The sequence below is a fragment of the Enterobacter sp. 342 genome (assembly GCF_036663495.1).
Classification (GTDB): Bacteria; Pseudomonadota; Gammaproteobacteria; order Enterobacterales; family Enterobacteriaceae; genus Enterobacter.
Map to the genome: position 1 here is coordinate 17790 of NZ_JAWUEI010000039.1, position 17874 is coordinate 35663.

Annotated in this window: 22 protein-coding genes and 1 other annotated feature; of the genes, 8 read left to right on the forward strand and 14 right to left on the reverse strand. The window is 52.1% G+C overall.

Going from position 1 to position 17874, the window contains the following annotated elements; translation table 11 throughout:
- Positions 1 to 9: 9 nt before the first annotated feature.
- The 12 genes from V6E55_RS21980 to thrS all read right to left on the reverse strand — a co-directional run bounded on the left by V6E55_RS21980 (position 10) and on the right by thrS (position 10144).
- Complete coding sequence (locus V6E55_RS21980) at positions 10 to 474, reverse strand: NlpC/P60 family protein (RefSeq protein ID WP_028017229.1); 465 nt, start codon at positions 472 to 474, stop codon at positions 10 to 12.
- Positions 475 to 548: 74 nt separating this feature from the next.
- Positions 549 to 1304: a vitamin B12 ABC transporter ATP-binding protein BtuD gene (gene btuD, locus V6E55_RS21985; RefSeq protein ID WP_316943917.1), complete on the reverse strand. Its 756-nt coding sequence runs from the start codon at positions 1302 to 1304 to the stop codon at positions 549 to 551.
- Positions 1304 to 1855 (reverse strand): glutathione peroxidase, encoded by a 552-nt coding sequence (locus V6E55_RS21990; RefSeq protein ID WP_316943918.1) that lies wholly within the window; start codon positions 1853 to 1855, stop codon positions 1304 to 1306. The genes btuD and V6E55_RS21990 overlap by 1 nt, the downstream gene beginning before the upstream one ends.
- A gap of 33 nt (positions 1856 to 1888) precedes the next feature.
- Entirely contained in the window at positions 1889 to 2869 is a 981-nt protein-coding gene (gene btuC / locus V6E55_RS21995; RefSeq protein WP_316943919.1) for a vitamin B12 ABC transporter permease BtuC, read from the reverse strand.
- A 103-nt stretch (positions 2870 to 2972) separates the two neighbouring features.
- Positions 2973 to 3272 (reverse strand): integration host factor subunit alpha, encoded by a 300-nt coding sequence (gene ihfA, locus V6E55_RS22000; protein WP_003857805.1) that lies wholly within the window; start codon positions 3270 to 3272, stop codon positions 2973 to 2975.
- A gap of 4 nt (positions 3273 to 3276) precedes the next feature.
- Positions 3277 to 5664 carry a phenylalanine--tRNA ligase subunit beta gene (gene pheT, locus V6E55_RS22005; protein ID WP_236921632.1) on the reverse strand — a complete coding sequence of 796 codons (2388 nt, stop codon included), beginning with the start codon at positions 5662 to 5664 and terminating at the stop codon, positions 3277 to 3279.
- A 15-nt stretch (positions 5665 to 5679) separates the two neighbouring features.
- Positions 5680 to 6663, reverse strand: a complete 984-nt coding sequence (pheS, locus tag V6E55_RS22010; protein ID WP_010426091.1) for a phenylalanine--tRNA ligase subunit alpha — start codon at positions 6661 to 6663, stop codon at positions 5680 to 5682.
- Positions 6664 to 6725: 62 nt separating this feature from the next.
- Positions 6726 to 6850: a sequence feature (Phe leader region), on the reverse strand.
- Positions 6801 to 6845 (reverse strand): pheST operon leader peptide PheM, encoded by a 45-nt coding sequence (pheM, locus tag V6E55_RS22015; protein ID WP_001386830.1) that lies wholly within the window; start codon positions 6843 to 6845, stop codon positions 6801 to 6803. Its footprint overlaps the feature before it by 45 nt.
- Before the next feature lie 117 nt (positions 6851 to 6967).
- Positions 6968 to 7324, reverse strand: coding sequence for a 50S ribosomal protein L20 (rplT, locus tag V6E55_RS22020; RefSeq protein ID WP_000124850.1), 357 nt, complete (start codon positions 7322 to 7324; stop codon positions 6968 to 6970).
- Between the two features lie 50 nt (positions 7325 to 7374).
- Positions 7375 to 7572 carry a 50S ribosomal protein L35 gene (rpmI, locus tag V6E55_RS22025; RefSeq protein ID WP_001124225.1) on the reverse strand — a complete coding sequence of 66 codons (198 nt, stop codon included), beginning with the start codon at positions 7570 to 7572 and terminating at the stop codon, positions 7375 to 7377.
- Between the two features lie 97 nt (positions 7573 to 7669).
- Positions 7670 to 8212 carry a translation initiation factor IF-3 gene (gene infC / locus V6E55_RS22030; protein ID WP_023616141.1) on the reverse strand — a complete coding sequence of 181 codons (543 nt, stop codon included), beginning with the start codon at positions 8210 to 8212 and terminating at the stop codon, positions 7670 to 7672.
- A 3-nt stretch (positions 8213 to 8215) separates the two neighbouring features.
- On the reverse strand, positions 8216 to 10144 hold the full coding sequence (thrS, locus tag V6E55_RS22035) for a threonine--tRNA ligase (protein WP_114979391.1): 1929 nt from the start codon (positions 10142 to 10144) through the stop codon (positions 8216 to 8218).
- Between the two features lie 324 nt (positions 10145 to 10468).
- Between thrS and yncL the strand changes: the two genes are divergently transcribed.
- Both yncL and yniD read left to right on the forward strand, forming a co-directional pair.
- Positions 10469 to 10561: a stress response membrane protein YncL gene (gene yncL / locus V6E55_RS22040; RefSeq protein ID WP_021241082.1), complete on the forward strand. Its 93-nt coding sequence runs from the start codon at positions 10469 to 10471 to the stop codon at positions 10559 to 10561.
- A gap of 98 nt (positions 10562 to 10659) precedes the next feature.
- Complete coding sequence (gene yniD / locus V6E55_RS22045) at positions 10660 to 10767, forward strand: small membrane protein YniD (protein WP_008500658.1); 108 nt, start codon at positions 10660 to 10662, stop codon at positions 10765 to 10767.
- A 51-nt stretch (positions 10768 to 10818) separates the two neighbouring features.
- Here yniD and V6E55_RS22050 read toward each other — a convergent pair whose 3' ends face one another.
- Positions 10819 to 11577 (reverse strand): DUF481 domain-containing protein, encoded by a 759-nt coding sequence (locus V6E55_RS22050; protein WP_114979390.1) that lies wholly within the window; start codon positions 11575 to 11577, stop codon positions 10819 to 10821.
- A 295-nt stretch (positions 11578 to 11872) separates the two neighbouring features.
- Here V6E55_RS22050 and pfkB point away from each other — a divergent pair, with 295 nt between their 5' ends.
- From pfkB to V6E55_RS22065, 3 genes are all read left to right on the forward strand, one after another.
- Positions 11873 to 12805, forward strand: a complete 933-nt coding sequence (gene pfkB, locus V6E55_RS22055) for a 6-phosphofructokinase II (RefSeq protein WP_114979389.1) — start codon at positions 11873 to 11875, stop codon at positions 12803 to 12805.
- A gap of 103 nt (positions 12806 to 12908) precedes the next feature.
- Positions 12909 to 13199, forward strand: coding sequence for a type V toxin-antitoxin system endoribonuclease antitoxin GhoS (ghoS, locus tag V6E55_RS22060; protein WP_316943920.1), 291 nt, complete (start codon positions 12909 to 12911; stop codon positions 13197 to 13199).
- Positions 13200 to 13304: 105 nt separating this feature from the next.
- Positions 13305 to 14165 (forward strand): fructosamine kinase family protein, encoded by an 861-nt coding sequence (locus V6E55_RS22065; protein WP_028017219.1) that lies wholly within the window; start codon positions 13305 to 13307, stop codon positions 14163 to 14165.
- 37 nt (positions 14166 to 14202) lie between these two features.
- Here V6E55_RS22065 and V6E55_RS22070 read toward each other — a convergent pair whose 3' ends face one another.
- Positions 14203 to 14739 carry a YniB family protein gene (locus V6E55_RS22070; protein WP_114979386.1) on the reverse strand — a complete coding sequence of 179 codons (537 nt, stop codon included), beginning with the start codon at positions 14737 to 14739 and terminating at the stop codon, positions 14203 to 14205.
- Positions 14740 to 14887: 148 nt separating this feature from the next.
- On the opposite strand from V6E55_RS22070, the gene hxpB reads away from it, so the two are divergent.
- From hxpB to V6E55_RS22085, 3 genes are all read left to right on the forward strand, one after another.
- Positions 14888 to 15559, forward strand: a complete 672-nt coding sequence (gene hxpB, locus V6E55_RS22075; RefSeq protein ID WP_316943921.1) for a hexitol phosphatase HxpB — start codon at positions 14888 to 14890, stop codon at positions 15557 to 15559.
- A gap of 101 nt (positions 15560 to 15660) precedes the next feature.
- Positions 15661 to 16251, forward strand: coding sequence for a metal-dependent hydrolase (locus V6E55_RS22080; protein ID WP_014883483.1), 591 nt, complete (start codon positions 15661 to 15663; stop codon positions 16249 to 16251).
- Positions 16252 to 16378: 127 nt separating this feature from the next.
- Positions 16379 to 17770: an L-cystine transporter gene (locus V6E55_RS22085; protein WP_114979384.1), complete on the forward strand. Its 1392-nt coding sequence runs from the start codon at positions 16379 to 16381 to the stop codon at positions 17768 to 17770.
- Positions 17771 to 17874: the final 104 nt, after the last annotated feature.

Sequence of the window (17874 nt, forward strand, 5' to 3'; positions counted from 1 at the left end):
CAACGCGGACTAAATACGTCGCGCTTGCCAGAAGTTTTTACGCCAGTAAACATTATCGAGAGAAGATCGCATCACTCCACGGCTGGTCGAGGCATGAATAAACTGGTTGTCGGTATCATAAATACCAACATGAAGACCGCTTTCACCCGACCCGGTTTTGAAAAAGACCAGGTCTCCAGGCAGAAGCTCATCTTTATCAATTTCAGTCCCTATTTCTGCCTGCTTGCGCGTTTCGCGCGGAAGTTGTAAGTCAAACTTGTCGCGGAACGTCATCAGGACAAAACCGGAACAATCCACACCGCCACGGCTCATACCGCCGTAGCGATAAGGCGTACCGCGCCAGTTGCTCAGTTGATCGTTGAGACTGGCAATGACGGTAATAGAATCTGAAAGCCGTGGGTTAGGCGGCGGCGCACGATGGCTACTGCATCCCGCGAGAAATAACGCTGCCATCAGGAGAAACCAGAATCGCATTTTCAGACGAATCCTCTGCTTTTTTTGTTCTTTTCGTAATTTAGCGTGCAACTGTGCTAACAGGCAAGAAACGGTTACTCCTGCCCGGTAGAAATCAGCATCTTATGTCCCTCTATATCCAACCTGCGGAACGACATATTGTACGCAAGAGCAAGATTTGGCGGCGTAAGAACCTGATCCCGCGTCCCGCTGGCAATCATCTTTCCGCGCGACAGCAACCACACCCGATGGGCATGCCGCAGGGTATGGTTGAGGTCGTGGCTACTCATCACGATGGCGATACCCTTTCGGCTCAGGTTACTTAACAGCGAATCCAGTGCTGCCTGCTGCGCCACATCCAGACCGCTCATCGGCTCATCCAGAAGTAACATCCGCCCGTGAGGATTACCTGCCGGGTGAATCTGAATAATGACCGCCGCCAGACGCACCCGCTGCCATTCTCCGCCGGAAAGCTGGCTGGCATGCCGGGACAGTTTATCTTCCAGCCCCAGGGCCGCAGCCACTTCGGTCAGTAGTGCCGTATGTTGTTTGTCGTGCAAATGCAGCATCAGATAATGCCAGACAGGCATCGCAAAAGGTGGCATTTGTTGCTGCACAAGGTAACTGCGCCGGTGCGCCAGCGAGAGCGGCGACCAGTCGGTAAGGGCATGTTCCAGCAGCGATATCTGCCCTTGCCCGGAAGTTAGCCCCGCCATACGAGCCAACAGCGTACTCTTCCCTGCGCCGTTGGGTCCGACAAGATGCAGGATCTCTCCCGCATTGAGGGCACCGGTTATCGGCCCCAGACGTCCCTTCTCAGCAACGTCCGTGAGCTGCATCAGCAACGACATTATTTCGCAAGCGCCAGCTTGATAGACTCCATGACAATCGGATCTTCAGGTGTCATATCCGGTGAAAAACGCTGAACCACCTGACCGTCGCGACCAATCAGGAATTTTTCGAAGTTCCACAGAATGTCATCCGGGTAGAGCGGTGCCCGACCTTTGCTGGCCATACGCTCATAAAAGCCACTTCCTTCCGGCGCAACGGCCTTCGGCGCAGCAGCAATCAGCTTCGCATACAGCGGATGGCGATCTTCGCCGTTGACATCAATTTTGCTAAACAGGGGGAACGTCACACCGTAGGTCATACTACAAAACGTTTTGATCTCTTCTGCGCTGCCCGGCTCCTGGCCCAGGAACTGGTTGCAGGGGAAACCCAGCACGGTGAAACCGTCTTTCTCCCACGCTTTCTGAATATTCTCCAGCTGCTCGTACTGTGGCGTCAGGCCACATTTGGATGCCACGTTAACGATCAGCAACACATTGCCTTTGTAGCCTTCCAGCGTAGTGTCATCGCCATCAATGGTGGTCACTTCAGTTTTCAGGATATCTGACTGCATAGCATTCCCTCAGGTTGTTTTACGGATCGTGATTTAACGTCCAGCTTTTAATAGTAGCCAGATAAATACCGGCGCGCCCAGCGTAGCGGTCACTACACCAATAGGCAGTTCCGCGGCCGTCAGTGCGAGCCGGGCGATGATATCGGCCACCAGCAATGTTACCGCCCCGGCGACTGCCGAGGCCGGAAGTAAGGTTCGATGGTCGGTGAGGCCGCACAGGCGAAGCATATGCGGGATAACCAACCCGATAAAACCAATCGCCCCCGCCAGCGCCACGCTGACCCCCACCAGCCAGCCAATGGCAATAACCAGCACATTACGCCAGAACGCCATTGGCATACCGAGCTGGCGAGCGGATGTTTCACCCAGCGCGAGCATATTGAGTGGTTGTGCCTGCATGGTCGCCCACAATATGACCGGGATCAGAAGGACCATCAGCCAGCCCTGGTGCCAGTCCACGCCCCCAAAACCGCCCATCATCCAGTACATCAGTTGCCGCAGGTCAAAAGAAGTCGAGAAGTAGACCGCCCAGGTCATCAGTGCGCTACAGATGATGCCCAGTGCCACCCCGGCAAGCAGTAGACGGCTTGTCGATAAGTGCCGTCTGGCGAAACGCAGGAGAATGAGTGTTATCAGCAATGCACCAATGATGGCACTCAGGCTGATACTCCAGCCGGAGAGTGCTCCCCCGCCGAGCATGACAGCCGCAATCAGCCCTACGCCTGCACCGTTCGATACGCCGAGTAGCCCGGGTTCCGCCAGCGGGTTATCGAACAATGCCTGCATAATGGTGCCGCAGAGTGCCAGCGCGGCACCCACCAGGACCACCGCCACGGTGCGCGGCAGACGAATTTGCCAGATGAAGATCTGCCCGTCAGGGTCTAGCCAGCTTTCAGGCCCTATCCACCTGTCGCCCGCGCACAGACTTATGCCGGCGGTGACAATGAGCAGCAGCACCAGCAAAAACAGGCGACGTTTATCGGAACGGTGCTGGCGATAGGCGTAATCAAGCATGTGTACAGTTTTTTTGACGTGAGATGTAATTGATTTTACGGCGGGTTTGCCAAAGAGCGCAAAGAAAAAAGGCCGCGTGAGCGGCCTTTTTAGTTAGTTCATATTACTCTGCTTTGGGCGTTGCGTTTTCGACACGGCTTTTTAACTTCTGGCCGGGTCTGAAGGTCACCACGCGGCGGGCTGTAATGGGAATATCTTCCCCCGTCTTCGGGTTACGGCCCGGACGTTGGTTTTTGTCTCGCAAATCAAAATTGCCAAAACCGGAGAGTTTTACCTGCTCACCATTTTCCAGAGCACGACGGATCTCTTCGAAAAACAGCTCTACCAGCTCTTTGGCATCCCGTTTGCTAAGCCCAAGCTTATCAAACAGATATTCTGACATTTCAGCTTTTGTAAGCGCCATAGGTTCAATCCCTCAATGATGCCTGGAATCGCTCTTTTAATGCCTCTACACATTTGGCGACGGTAGCGGCAATCTCCTCTTCTTCGAGTGTACGGCTGGTATCCTGAAGGATAAGGCTGATAGCAAGGCTCTTGAAACCTTCTGCTACGCCCTTGCCGCGGTACACGTCAAATAAGTTTACGCCAACTACCTGATTTACGCCAACTTTCTTACATTCGGCCAAAATATCTGCTGCGGGCACATTTTCCGCGACCACAACCGCGATATCACGGCGGTTCGCCGGGAAGCGTGACACGTCCTGCGCCTGAGGAATGACGCGGTCTGCAACCGGGTTCCACTCCAGCTCGAACACGATGGTACGGCCATTCAGATCCAGTTTACGCTCCAGCTCAGGGTGAACAACACCAATGAAACCAACACGTTTGCCGTCTAAATAAATGGCTGCACTTTGCCCCGGATGCAGTGCCGGAATGGCTTCTGCACGGAATTCAATTTCAGATAATTTACCGGTCAGATCGAGAATTGCTTCCAGATCGCCCTTCATATCGTAGAAATCAACCGTCCCTTTTGCCAGATCCCAGTGCTCTTCATAGCGGTTACCGCTGATAGCACCAGCCAGCATAAGATCCTGACGGATGCCTAAATTTGCCTGATTATCCGGTACAAAGCGCAAACCGCTTTCGAAAATTCGCACACGGTTTTGCTGACGATTCTGGTTGTAAACAATCGTACCCAGCAGCCCCGTCCACAGAGACAGACGCATCGCGGACATTTCGCTGGAGATCGGGCTTGGCAGGATCAGCGCTTCCTGGCCAGGATGGATCAACTGCTGCAGCTTCGGATCAACAAAGCTGTAGGTGATCACTTCCTGGTAACCTTTGTCATTGAGCATGGTTTTCACACGCTTCAGGGACAGGTCAGCTTCACGGTGGGTGCCCATCACCAGACCCGCCTGTACAGGCTCATCAGGGATGTTGTTGTAGCCGTATACGCGAGCCACTTCTTCCACCAGGTCTTCTTCGATCTCCATGTCGAAACGCCATGATGGCGCAACGGCCTTCCATTCGTCCTGACCTTCGGTGACTTCACAGCCCAGGCGCTTCAGAATGTCGGTGACCTGAGCGTCGGCAACGTGGTGACCAATCAAACGATCCAGCTTGCTGCGACGCAGAGTGATGGTTGCGCGTTTTGGCAGAGTGGCTTCGTTTGTCACATCAATAACCGGGCCAGCTTCGCCGCCACAGATATCGATCAGCAGGCGTGTTGCACGCTCCATGGCTTTGTATTGCAATGCCGGGTCAACGCCACGCTCATAACGATGAGAAGCGTCAGTGTGCAGGCCATGACGGCGCGCACGGCCCGTGATGGACAGCGGGCTGAAGAAGGCGCATTCAAGCAGCACGTTCTGCGTTTCGTCATTCACACCGGAATGTTCGCCACCAAAGATGCCGCCCATCGCCAGCGCTTTCGCCTGATCCGCAATCACCAGGGTATCAGCGTTCAGTTTTGCTTCGCTACCGTCCAGCAGAACCAGGGTTTCACCCTCTTTCGCCATACGCACAACAATTCCACCTTCGATACGATCTTTATCGAACGCGTGCATTGGCTGGCCCAGCTCCAGCAGAACGTAGTTAGTGACGTCAACAACTGCATCAATAGAGCGAATACCACAGCGACGCAGTTTCTCTTTCATCCACAGTGGGGTTGGCGCTTTAACGTTAATACCTTTCACGACACGCCCAAGGTAACGTGGGCACGCGTCGGCGGCTTCAACCTGAATCGGCAGAGTGTCGGTAATGGTTGCAGCAACTGGCGTGATGTCTGGTACGTTCAGCTCAACCTGGTTCAGCACCGCGACGTCGCGCGCTACGCCAATGATACCTAAGCAATCAGCACGGTTTGGCGTGACGCTGATTTCGATGGTGTTGTCATCGAGTTTCAGGTATTCACGGATATCAGTACCGATTGGCGCATCCAGCGGCAGCTCAATGATACCGTTGTGATCGTCGGAAATACCCAGCTCGGAGAACGAACACAGCATGCCTTCAGACGGCTCACCGCGCAGCTTAGCCGCTTTAATTTTGAAATCGCCCGGCAGTACCGCACCAACAGTTGCCACAGCAACTTTCAGCCCCTGACGGCAGTTTGGCGCACCGCAGACGATATCCAGCAGGCGATCGCCGCCCACGTTCACTTTCGTCACGCGCAGTTTGTCTGCATTAGGATGCTGGCCGCACTCAACCACTTCACCGACGACCACGCCATTAAAGGCACCCGCAACCGGCTCAACGCCGTCAACTTCCAGGCCTGCCATGGTGATCTGGTTAGAAAGCGCTTCGCTGTCCAGCGTGGTGTTCACCCATTCGCGTAACCACAGTTCACTGAATTTCATTGTTCTGTCCTGCCCTTATTTAAACTGTTTGAGGAAACGCAGATCGTTTTCGAAGAATGCACGCAGATCGGTCACGCCGTAACGCAACATGGTCAGACGTTCCATGCCCATACCGAACGCAAAGCCGGAGTAAACTTCCGGATCGATACCTACGTTGCGCAGTACGTTTGGATGTACCATGCCGCAACCCAGCACTTCCAGCCACTTGCCGTTTTTACCCATCACGTCAACTTCCGCAGACGGTTCAGTGAACGGGAAGTAGGACGGACGGAAACGAACCTGCAGATCTTCTTCAAAGAAGTTATTCAGGAAATCGTGCAGCGTGCCTTTCAGGTTGGTGAAGCTGATGTTTTTATCAACAATCAGACCTTCCATCTGGTGGAACATTGGCGTGTGGGTCTGATCGTAGTCGTTACGATATACACGGCCCGGCGCGATAATACGGATTGGCGGTTCCTGATCCTTCATGGTACGGATCTGAACGCCGGAAGTCTGGGTGCGCAGCAGACGCGTGGCGTCGAACCAGAAAGTGTCGTGGTCAGCGCGTGCCGGATGATGGCCAGGAATGTTCAGGGCATCGAAGTTGTGATAATCATCTTCAATTTCCGGGCCAGTCGCCACGGTAAAGCCGAGCTCACCGAAGAAACTTTCAATACGATCAATGGTACGTGTAACCGGGTGCAGGCCACCATTTTCGATACGGCGACCCGGCAGAGAAACGTCAATAGTCTCTGCAGCCAGACGTGCGTTCAGCACCGCACTTTCCAGCTCGGCTTTGCGTGCGTTCAGCGCCTGCTGTACCTGCTCTTTGGCTTCGTTAATTACCGCACCCGCTGCCGGGCGTTCTTCTGGCGGCAGTTCACGCAGGGTTGTCATTTGAAGGGTCAGGTGCCCTTTCTTACCAAGATATTCGACGCGGACATTGTCTAACGCGGCAACATCTGAGGCCTGATTAATGGCGGCTGTTGCACTGGCAACCAGCTCTGCGAGATGTGACATGATTTTCCTCATTATGTCGGTGCAGACACCGATTTGGTGGAGTTATTCTCTCAAATTCAGGCACAAAAAAAGCCTCCATCGGGAGGCTTATCTGGCGCTGTTTTTCGTTTCATCTTTCACGCGCTAGCCTCCTGAATTCAGGTGCTAAAGTAAAAGAAGAAGCGGAAAATAGCAGCATTCATGCTTGCGTTACCTTGTGTGGTAAAAACCGTTAAGACCTTATTGAAAAGGTTGCACCGGTAAAAGTCAATCTTCTGATGGTGTTAAATGAAAAGAGGGAGCTAAGCCCCCTCTCTCAACTGGCTTATGCCAGTGCTGCTTTCGCTTTTTCGACCAGAGCGGTGAACGCTACTTTGTCGAATACTGCGATGTCAGCCAGGATCTTACGGTCGATTTCAACAGAGGCTTTTTTCAGGCCGTTGATGAATTTGCTGTAAGAAATACCGTTCTGACGTGCTGCTGCGTTGATACGCGCAATCCACAGTTGACGGAACTGACGCTTACGTTGACGACGGTCACGGTAAGCGTACTGACCTGCTTTGATAACAGCCTGGAAGGCAACGCGGTATACGCGTGAACGCGCACCGTAGTAGCCTTTAGCTTGTTTCAAAATTTTCTTGTGACGTGCACGTGCAATTACACCACGTTTTACGCGAGCCATGTGTGCTCTCCTGTATCTATTCTAAGTTAAAAAAGTTAAACGTTAACGACTTATGCGTACGGCAGGCACGCGATTACCAGGCCCAGATCGCCTTTAGAAACCATGGCTTTTGGACGCAGGTGACGTTTACGCTTGGTAGCTTTCTTAGTCAGAATGTGACGCAGGTTAGCGTGCTTGTGCTTAAAACCACCTTTACCGGTTTTTTTGAAGCGCTTAGCAGCACCGCGTACGGTCTTAATTTTTGGCATCTTAATAACTTCCACTTCGCATTGTTAAATAAACGAAACATAGGCGAACAAAACCTATGAAACCCGAAGGCTCCACAGATTTTGCTGCTTGAAGGCCTTACTGTTTCTTCTTAGGAGCGAGCACCATGATCATCTGACGGCCTTCGATCTTCGTAGGGAAGGATTCGACTACTGCCAGTTCACTCAGATCGTCACGGACGCGGTTAAGCACTTCCATACCAATCTGTTGGTGGGCCATCTCACGACCGCGGAAACGCAGCGTGATCTTGGCCTTATCGCCATCTTCCAGAAAGCGAATCAGGCTGCGGAGTTTTACCTGATAATCGCCATCGTCGGTACCAGGACGGAATTTGATTTCCTTAACCTGGATAACTTTTTGCTTTTTCTTCTGTTCCTTAGAAGACTTACTCTTTTCATAAAGGAACTTGCCGTAGTCCATGATACGACAAACTGGCGGTTCGGCGTTAGGGCTGATTTCAACTAAATCTACTCCAGCTTCTTCAGCCTTTTCGATTGCTTCTCTCAGACTCACAATCCCCAGCTGCTCGCCTTCCAGACCTGTTAAGCGAACTTCCTGGGCGCGAATCTCGCCATTGATACGATTCGGACGTGCCGTTTGAACTCGTTTTCCGCCTTTAATACCTTATTCCTCCAGTTGTTGAAGACTGCGGCTGCGAATCTCTTGTTGCAGCTTCTCAATCACTTCACTTACGTCCAGACTGCCCAGGTCTTTACCACGGCGGGTGCGAACGGCAACTTTGCCTGCTTCCACCTCTTTATCACCACAGACCAACATATACGGGACACGACGTAAAGTGTGCTCGCGGATTTTAAAGCCAATCTTCTCATTTCTCAAGTCTGCTTTTACGCGAATGCCCGCATTTTGTAGTTTCTGCGTCAATTCTTTAACGTAATCCGCCTGAGAATCGGTAATGTTCATCACCACGACCTGCACTGGCGCAAGCCAGGTTGGGAAGAAGCCAGCGAACTCTTCAGTCAGGATGCCGATGAAGCGCTCCAGAGAACCGAGAATTGCACGGTGAATCATTACCGGAACCTGACGCTCGTTGTCTTCGCCAACATAAGAGGCGCTTAAACGCTGCGGCAGGGAGAAGTCCAGCTGTACAGTACCGCACTGCCATGCGCGATCGAGGCAGTCATACAGGGTAAATTCAATTTTCGGACCGTAGAATGCGCCCTCGCCCAGTTGGTATTCGAACGGAATTCCGTTCTCTTCCAGCGCCACGGCGAGATCCGCTTCTGCGCGATCCCAGGTCTCATCGCTGCCGATACGTTTTTCCGGACGCGTTGAGAGTTTGACCACGATCTTCTCGAAGCCAAAGGTGCTGTACATATCGTAGACCATACGAATACAGGCGTTAACTTCGTCACGTACCTGATCTTCCGTACAGAAGATATGCGCATCATCCTGAGTAAAGCCACGAACACGCATCAGACCATGCAACGCACCTGATGGCTCGTTACGGTGACAGCTACCGAACTCTGCCATACGCAGCGGCAGGTCGCGGTAGGATTTCAGACCCTGGTTGAAGATCTGAACGTGTCCCGGGCAGTTCATTGGCTTGATGCAGTATTCACGGTTCTCGGAAGAGGTAGTGAACATCGCATCTTTGTAGTTGTCCCAGTGGCCGGTTTTTTCCCACAGCACACGGTCCATCATGAACGGGCCTTTTACTTCCTGGTACTGGTACTCTTTCAGCTTGGAACGAACGAAGGTTTCCAGTTCACGGAAAATGGTCCAGCCGTCGTTGTGCCAGAACACCATACCCGGCGCTTCTTCCTGCATGTGGTACAGGTCAAGTTGCTTACCAATTTTACGGTGGTCACGCTTCGCGGCTTCTTCCAGACGCTGCAGATATGCATTCAGCGCTTTTTTATCGGCCCAAGCGGTCCCATATATACGCTGCAACATCTTGTTGTTGCTGTCGCCGCGCCAGTAGGCGCCTGCGATCTTCATCAGCTTGAAGTGATGACAGAAGCGCATATTCGGCACGTGCGGTCCACGACACATGTCGACGTATTCTTCGTGATGGTACAAGCCTGGCTTGTCATCATGGGAGATGTTTTCATCAAGAATAGAGACTTTATAGTTCTCGCCACGCTTCACGAAGGTTTCACGCGCTTCGTGCCAGCTGACTTTCTTCTTGATGACGTCATAGTTCGTTTCGGCGAGCTCGTGCATACGTTTTTCGAGCGCGTCGATATCTTCCTGAGTCAGGGTGTGATCAAGGTCAACGTCGTAGTAAAAACCGTTGTCGATAACCGGACCGATCGCCATTTTAGTATTTGGCCACAGCTGTTTGATGGCATGACCTAACAGGTGTGCGCAGGAGTGGCGAATGATCTCCAGACCTTCTTCGTCTTTCGCTGTAATGATGGCAAGCGTTGCATCATTTTCGATCAGATCGGAAGCATCAACCAGCTCACCGTTAACACGGCCAGCGATGGTCGCTTTCGCGAGTCCAGGGCCGATGTCCAGAGCAACATCCATTGGGCTAACAGCGTGGTCGTAATGGCGTTGGCTGCCATCAGGAAGAGTAATTACAGGCATTTTATATCCTTATTTGCAGTGATGCCCCACACATAAGAGCATATACAAAGAAAATAATCGTGATTTGACAATAGATTACGACACCATCTGACCAACAATCGTCAAATTGGTTCGTCATCATTCACCCGCAGAAAAATCAGATAACGTCCGATTTACGGCAAGCCTTGCAATGTTAACACTAACAAAAGGGAGATTGCACCCTCTGCTGGCAGATTGATGTGCTGGCACTTTCGCATGAATTTGCAGGTTGCATACCCCTGGTGCTCGCATTCCAGAGATGCTGGGCTACTCTTGAACAGGTCATTAAACCCAAAGGTGCATACCATGAACGTATCCAGTAGAACGGTTGTGATATTGAACATCCTTTCAGCCACAGGTTTATTGTTAATTCTCGCCGAACGATTCCACTGGTTCTGAGCCTCACCTAAGCGGGTATAACCTAATCGCTCCCTGCGACGGGGCATTTTTCTGCCCTGTTTGATAGACTGTGCGTATTAAGGAACAAGGATTAGGTTATGCCAACAAAACGATTTGCCGTAAAACACTGGAAAATGGTGCTGGTGCTGATAGCCATCTGCGGCGCTATGCTGTTGTTACGTTGGGCGGCAATGATTTGGGGGTAAATGCGGATGACACTTCGAAAACGGGCCGATAAAAATATCGGCCCGTTCTTATTACATTTTATAACCCAGGGAAACCGTGGTTCTGCGGTCGGTATGATCCGGCGCAGTTTCTGGCGGTGAAGAGTTCCAGGTCACGTTGTAGGCCACTTTCAATCCAAAGTGTTCGTTGATAGCCACGTTCAGCGCTGTCTCAGAGTTCAGCGTCGTATCGTCGGCACCATATACAGAAACGCCTTCGGTAAATTTGGTGTTGTCAGTCATCTGCCAGGCATAGGTACCGGAAGCGTAACCGAGCGGTTGGGTTTTGGTATCGCCATCGGTGTACTCGTCATAACGTACACCAGGACCGAATTCAAAACGGAAGCTGTGTACCGGGCCATTCAGGAACTGACGACCATAACCCGCGGTGAACACATCACGCTGACGATAACCGTTGTAACGGTCAGTCAACCAGCTTGCCTGACCAAACAGGTAGTCATAATCAGTCATGTTGTAACGGCTACGTCCGCCCACCGCATATTTCTCGGAAGAGCGTTCATCATTAGCGGAGGTGTTGCTGGCATTTCCCCACAGAGACCAGGCGGTGGTGTTACCGTACCAGGTGAGCGTACTGTCCGCTGTCAGAGAGGAGCTTTTCGTGTTACCGGATTGTGCCAGGTACCCGGCGTTCAGGTTGCCTTCAAACGGTTTTTTCGCGGTGGTGGGATCGTCCATGACAGTAAAAACGGTATCATCGGCGCTCGCGTTCATTGCCACAAACACGCCACCCGCCAGCATCAGTGCAGCGGGTACTGTCTTCAAAAGCTTCATTTTATTAAGGAGTCCGTACAACAAAAAAAGAGACCACACGGTCCCGGAATCTTTCTTGAGGATCAATGACAAGGCGTCCAGAGAAAGGTAACAAATTATAAAAAGCCGCAAATAACATAGCAATGTTTTCTTATTTCATTTTTTGAATAAGAACGATCTCAAATTGCGTTTTATTTTATATATCCCGCAACTGTTTTTTCATCCGTATTCATATTTAAAATCATACTGTTATTTACATTGCCTTCCTGATAAATGGTGCCAGACTAATAGGAACCCATGCTAAAAGGAGGTAATGATGGTTGCTATCTACACTCTGACGCTCTCCCCTTCCCTTGATTCCGCCACCCTGACGCCCCAGATTTACCCGGAAGGTAAATTGCGTTGCACGGCCCCGGTCTTTGAGCCTGGCGGCGGCGGTATCAACGTGGCGCGTGCTATTACACACCTCGGCGGTAAAGCGACAGCAATATTCCCCGCAGGGGGGGCCACCGGAGAACACCTGGTCTCTCTGCTGGCAGATGAACATGTTGCCGTAGAGACAGTCGCTGCCAAAGACTGGACACGACAAAACCTGCATGTACACGTGGAATCAAGCGATGAGCAGTACCGTTTTGTCATGCCTGGCGCGAAACTCAGTGATGATGAATTTCGTCAACTGGAAGAGAAAGTGCTGGCGATAGAAAGCGGTGCACTGCTGGTAGTAAGCGGCAGCCTGCCACCCGGCGTGAGCACGGAAAAATTAACCGCGCTCATTCAGGCTGCACAGCAACGCGGGATCCGCTGCATTGTCGACAGCAGCGGCGACGCTCTGCAGGCTGCATTAGTGCCAGGCAATCTTGAGCTGGTTAAGCCCAACCAGAAAGAGTTAAGTGCACTCGTGAACCGGGAACTGACACAACCAGATGATGTTCGCACTGCCGCACAGGAGTTGGTGCGCAGTGGTAAAGCGCGACGCGTTGTGGTCTCCCTTGGTCCTCAGGGGGCACTGGCAGTCGATGAAACGTCGTCCGTTCAGGTTGTCCCGCCACCGATGAAAAGTCAGAGCACGGTAGGCGCTGGCGACAGTATGGTAGGTGCAATGACACTGAAACTGGCACAGGGCGCGTCACTGCTGGAAATGACACGCTACGGTGTGGCGGCGGGGAGTGCTGCAACTATCAACCAGGGCACGCGTCTCTGTTCACTGGCCGATACGCAAAAAATCGTTGATTACCTGTCACGCAATTAACACCTGTTCCCCTTCTTTATGAAGGGGAATTTCACGTCGTAGTCGCCAAACACTGACTATCGACTATGCTAAGAAAACTTCCATGATAACAATGAGGTGAATTATGAGCAGTGGTGACATCACTCGCTACGTCGTTACCATCAATCTTCATGAAGCATCGCTCACCGAACTGAATGAGCTCAACAACACCTTCACACGGGCTAATTTTCTGCTCACGCTCGCGGATGACGAGGGCAATATTCATGATTTAGGCACCCTGACATTTGGTCTGATCAGCGCGCTGAGCGAAGAAGAAGTTCAGGCGTTGGCCGCCAGTCTGGCGGAAACTGTGACCGACAAGCCTGCCGAAATTGAGGTGGATTCCTGGCAAAACTGGCAGAAAAAGAAACAATAAGTGCCCTGCATGAATTTAAACCGCTCAGGTGTGCGTTAGTTCGTATTTTTTTACCGCAATTATGCGCTAACTTTATGATCTGGCAGACAACATGGGAGAAACAACATGTGGCAGGCTATCAGTCATCTTTTAAGTGAGCAACTGGGTGAAGGTGAAATTGAACTGCGTAACGAACTGCCAGGCGGAGAGATCCACGCCGCGTGGCATTTACGCTACGCAGGACGCGATCTTTTCGTTAAATGCGATGAGCGGGAGCTGCTTCCGATCTTTACCGCCGAAGCTGACCAACTGGAACTGTTGTCGCGCAGTAAAACGGTGACTGTCCCGCAGGTTCTGGCCGTGGGGAGTGATCGCGACTACAGCTTTCTGGTGATGGAATATCTCCCTGCCCGTCCGTTAGATGCCCATAATGCTTTCATTCTCGGCCAACAGTTAGCGCGCCTGCATCAATGGAGCGACCAGCCGCAATTTGGTCTCGATTTTGACAACGATCTCTCCACTACCCCGCAACCTAATGCCTGGCAGCGTCGCTGGTCGACGTTTTTTGCTGAGCAACGCATTGGCTGGCAACTTGAACTGGCCGCAGAAAAAGGGCTGGAATTTGGCAATATTGATGCCATCGTTGAGCACGTTCAGCAGCGTCTGGCATCTCACCAGCCTCAGCCTTCTCTGCTACACGGTGATCTGTGGTCAAATAATTGCGCACTAGGCCCCAACGGCCCTTATATCTTTGACCCGGCCTGCTACTGGGGTGACAGAGAGTGCGATCTGGCAATGCTGCCGCTGCATCCGGAGCAGCCACCGCAAATATACGATGGGTACCAGTCGGTCTCGCCCCTGCCGCCCGGTTTCCTCGATCGCCAGCCGGTGTATCAGCTTTATACGTTGATGAACCGTGCCATCCTGTTTGGCGGAGAACACCTGGTCAACGCACAGCGGGCCCTTGAACGCATACTTGCCGCGTGAAGACAGATAAGGGTGGCTCTCGCGCCACCCTTATCTGTTACAGAAAACCGAGCACTGAGAAGAAGAAGTACCCCGCCACAATGATGATCACCGGGAGGATATAGAGCGGGAAAATTTGCAGAAAAATGGTGTGACGCGGCACAACAATGCGGGATTCAATCTGCTCCCGGCTCATCCCTTCCGGGCCTTTGGCCTGCTCCAGAATTAACTGGTCCTCAACTCCTTCGCGTAGAAAGCGCGTCTGACGGCTCATTCGTGCGCCAGAGGCCTGCAATGCGAGGGCGATAAAGATCAGTGCGTAAATGACCCAAAAGCCGATATTCAGTTGCTGGTGAAAATCCGGGGTGGGTGAGTTAAACCAGAAGACATTCAAGAATGGCGTATTAAAACGAATCATATCAATCATGACATGCGCAAAATCAAGCATTACCGCATTAATACCCGGCTGTTTTTCGCTGTGATCGTACATAAATTTCAGTACAGAGATCAGCGTAGAAATGACTGCTGGAATAAAAATCACCCAGCCAGCAATACGTTTTAAGACCGCGATGCGTCCAGCTTGTTGATACGTCATCAGTTCCTCTTCATATAGACGCGTTATTTGTGCCTAAGTCTACCTGCTGGTCATCAATTTCGCCCGATCTTTAAAGGCAATATGCTAAATTGCAGGTTGTGCTTAGCACTTATCGTCTGTCGAACACCCTGGATAAGGAGACGTTGTGATGTCGACACCGCGCCAAATTCTTGCCGCAATTTTTGACATGGATGGATTACTGATCGATTCCGAACCGTTGTGGGATCGCGCCGAACTGGACGTCATCGCCAACCTTGGCGTGGATATCAGCCGCCGTAATGAACTTCCTGATACGCTTGGCCTGCGCATTGATATGGTCGTCGATCTGTGGTTTGCCCAACAACCGTGGGTTGGCCCGGGTCGTGACGAAGTGACCGCACGCATTATCAGCCGCGCCATCACGCTGGTAGAAGAGAACAAACCACTGCTGCCTGGCGTTCGTGAAGCCGTCGCACTGTGTAAAGCTCAGGGGTTGAAAGTCGGTCTGGCCTCTGCTTCACCGCTGCATATGCTGGAAAAAGTGCTCATCATGTTTGAACTGCGCGACAGTTTCGACGCGCTGGCATCAGCGGAAAAATTGCCTTACAGCAAACCGCACCCGCAGGTCTATCTGGACTGTGCCGCTAAGCTGGGTCTTGATCCACTCAACTGCGTTGCGTTTGAAGACTCCGTAAACGGTATGGTGGCGTCGAAAGCCGCACGTATGCGCTCCATTGTGGTGCCCGCTGAAGAAACCCGCCACGATCCCCGGTTTGCCCTTGCCGATGTGAAGCTCACTTCACTGGTCGGGTTGACGACGCATCATCTGCAGGGCGGTTAATGCCTGCGTTGGGTTTGTGACAAACAGTTACACCGTCACCTCTTCCGCCTACTGTATAAAAACCCTATACTGTATGAATTGACAGTTTTGTGGGTTTTATCATGACGGCGGAAGGCCACCTGCTTTTTTCTATTGCGTGCGCAGTATTTGCCAAAAACGCTGAACTTACCCCTGTGCTGGCGCAGGGGGACTGGTGGCATATTGTCCCTTCCGCCGTATTGACCTGTTTGCTGCCCGACATAGACCACCCCAAATCCTTCCTTGGGCAACGCCTGAAGTGGGTCTCGAAACCCATCGCCCGCGCATTTGGCCACCGGGGGTTTACACACAGCCTGCTAGCCGTGTTTGGCCTGCTGACGCTCTTCTACTTAAAAGTGCCCGAAAGCTGGATTGTCCCTGCGGATGCCATCCAGGGGATGGTGCTGGGCTATTTAAGCCATATTCTCGCCGATATGCTGACGCCTGCGGGCGTGCCGCTGCTTTGGCCCTGCCGCTGGCGTTTTCGTTTTCCCATCCTTGCACCGCAGAAAGGTAACCAGCTTGAGCGCGTATTGTGCATGGCGCTGTTTGCCTATGCTGTCTGGATGCCGCAAACATTGCCCGAAAACAGTGCAGTCCGCTGGTCTTCCCAGATGATTAATTCGCTGCAATTTCAGTTCAATCGTTTTATTCATCATCAAATCGAACAGTAAACAGACAAAATTACCGCATTTGTCATAACCCATTCCATTTGGATATAAGCGCTACATCACACTTCTGCTAACCTTCCGCCAACAGGATCGGTAAAAACCGACCCCATAATAAATCAGGAGAACGGGGATGAATTTTCCACTCATCGCGAACGTCATTGTGTTCGTTGTATTGCTATTGCTTCTCGCGCAGGCGCGCCACAAACAGTGGAGTCTGGCGAAAAAAGTACTGGTTGGTCTGGTCATGGGTGTTGTATTTGGTCTGGCATTACAGGCGATTTATGGCTCCGACAACCCAGTTCTGAAAGATTCCATTCAGTGGTTCAACATTGTCGGTAACGGCTATGTCCAGCTGCTGCAGATGATCGTTATGCCACTGGTGTTTGCCTCTATTCTGAGTGCCGTTGCCCGCCTGCATAACGCGACCCAACTGGGTAAAATCAGCTTCCTGACCATTGGTACGCTGCTGTTTACCACGCTGATTGCAGCGCTGGTTGGTGTACTGGTCACCAACCTGTTCGGCCTGACTGCCGAAGGGCTGGTTCAGGGAACGGCTGAAACAGCGCGTCTGACCGCGATTCAAACTAACTACGTGGGGAAAGTAGCTGACCTCACCGTGCCGCAAATGGTGCTCTCCTTCATTCCGAAGAATCCGTTTGCTGACCTGACAGGTGCCAACCCAACTTCCATCATCAGCGTGGTCATTTTCGCCGCATTCCTGGGTGTGGCGGCACTTAAACTGCTGAAAGACGATGCACCAAAAGGTGAACGCGTGCTGACCGCTATCGATACCCTGCAAAGCTGGGTGATGAAGCTGGTTCGTCTGGTGATGCAGTTAACCCCTTATGGCGTTCTGGCACTGATGACCAAAGTGGTTGCTGGCTCTAACCTGCAGGACATCATCAAACTGGGTAGTTTTGTGATTGCCTCATACCTGGGTCTGGGCATTATGTTTGTGGTGCACGGTATCCTGCTGGGTGTGAACGGCGTTAGCCCGCTGAAATACTTCCGTAAAGTCTGGCCGGTACTGACCTTTGCCTTCACCAGCCGTTCCAGCGCCGCGTCTATTCCGCTGAACGTTGAAGCACAGACCCGTCGTCTGGGCGTGCCAGAGTCTATCGCCAGCTTCTCAGCCTCTTTTGGTGCCACCATCGGTCAGAACGGTTGTGCGGGTCTCTACCCGGCGATGCTGGCGGTGATGGTTGCGCCAACCGTGGGTATCAACCCACTTGATCCAGTCTGGATTGCTACACTGGTTGGTATTGTGACCGTAAGTTCCGCAGGCGTTGCGGGTGTTGGTGGTGGCGCAACCTTCGCCGCGCTGATTGTGCTGCCTGCACTGGGACTGCCGGTAACGCTGGTCGCGCTGCTGATCTCCGTTGAGCCGCTGATCGACATGGGCCGTACTGCGCTGAACGTAAGCGGCTCAATGACAGCCGGTACGCTAACCAGCCAGTGGCTGAAGCAGACTGACAAAGCGATTCTGGAAAGTGAAGACGACGTCGAACTGGCGCACCGTTAAACACTGACAAATAAAAAAACCGCCTGATTGAAGTGAACCCCGAAAGTTGGACATCCAATGATTAGGGGTTTTGCGTTTCAATGGGCAGAAAAAAATATTCATCT

What these genes read in the sequence shown, in the direction of transcription:
- V6E55_RS22065 (WP_028017219.1), top strand. Translation starts at nt 13,305, where the DNA reads ATGTGGCAGGCTATCAGTCATCTTTTAAGTGAGCAACTGGGTGAAGGT.
- V6E55_RS22080 (WP_014883483.1), top strand. Translation starts at nt 15,661, where the DNA reads ATGACGGCGGAAGGCCACCTGCTTTTTTCTATTGCGTGCGCAGTATTT.
- thrS (WP_114979391.1), bottom strand. Translation starts at nt 10,144, where the DNA reads ATGCCTGTAATTACTCTTCCTGATGGCAGCCAACGCCATTACGACCAC.
- yniD (WP_008500658.1), top strand. Translation starts at nt 10,660, where the DNA reads ATGCCAACAAAACGATTTGCCGTAAAACACTGGAAAATGGTGCTGGTG.
- rplT (WP_000124850.1), bottom strand. Translation starts at nt 7,324, where the DNA reads ATGGCTCGCGTAAAACGTGGTGTAATTGCACGTGCACGTCACAAGAAA.
- pheT (WP_236921632.1), bottom strand. Translation starts at nt 5,664, where the DNA reads ATGAAATTCAGTGAACTGTGGTTACGCGAATGGGTGAACACCACGCTG.
- ghoS (WP_316943920.1), top strand. Translation starts at nt 12,909, where the DNA reads ATGAGCAGTGGTGACATCACTCGCTACGTCGTTACCATCAATCTTCAT.
- rpmI (WP_001124225.1), bottom strand. Translation starts at nt 7,572, where the DNA reads ATGCCAAAAATTAAGACCGTACGCGGTGCTGCTAAGCGCTTCAAAAAA.
- btuC (WP_316943919.1), bottom strand. Translation starts at nt 2,869, where the DNA reads ATGCTTGATTACGCCTATCGCCAGCACCGTTCCGATAAACGTCGCCTG.
- V6E55_RS22050 (WP_114979390.1), bottom strand. Translation starts at nt 11,577, where the DNA reads ATGAAGCTTTTGAAGACAGTACCCGCTGCACTGATGCTGGCGGGTGGC.
- ihfA (WP_003857805.1), bottom strand. Translation starts at nt 3,272, where the DNA reads ATGGCGCTTACAAAAGCTGAAATGTCAGAATATCTGTTTGATAAGCTT.
- V6E55_RS21990 (WP_316943918.1), bottom strand. Translation starts at nt 1,855, where the DNA reads ATGCAGTCAGATATCCTGAAAACTGAAGTGACCACCATTGATGGCGAT.
- yncL (WP_021241082.1), top strand. Translation starts at nt 10,469, where the DNA reads ATGAACGTATCCAGTAGAACGGTTGTGATATTGAACATCCTTTCAGCC.
- V6E55_RS22085 (WP_114979384.1), top strand. Translation starts at nt 16,379, where the DNA reads ATGAATTTTCCACTCATCGCGAACGTCATTGTGTTCGTTGTATTGCTA.
- pheS (WP_010426091.1), bottom strand. Translation starts at nt 6,663, where the DNA reads ATGTCACATCTCGCAGAGCTGGTTGCCAGTGCAACAGCCGCCATTAAT.
- hxpB (WP_316943921.1), top strand. Translation starts at nt 14,888, where the DNA reads ATGTCGACACCGCGCCAAATTCTTGCCGCAATTTTTGACATGGATGGA.
- btuD (WP_316943917.1), bottom strand. Translation starts at nt 1,304, where the DNA reads ATGTCGTTGCTGATGCAGCTCACGGACGTTGCTGAGAAGGGACGTCTG.
- V6E55_RS21980 (WP_028017229.1), bottom strand. Translation starts at nt 474, where the DNA reads ATGCGATTCTGGTTTCTCCTGATGGCAGCGTTATTTCTCGCGGGATGC.
- pfkB (WP_114979389.1), top strand. Translation starts at nt 11,873, where the DNA reads ATGGTTGCTATCTACACTCTGACGCTCTCCCCTTCCCTTGATTCCGCC.
- V6E55_RS22070 (WP_114979386.1), bottom strand. Translation starts at nt 14,739, where the DNA reads ATGACGTATCAACAAGCTGGACGCATCGCGGTCTTAAAACGTATTGCT.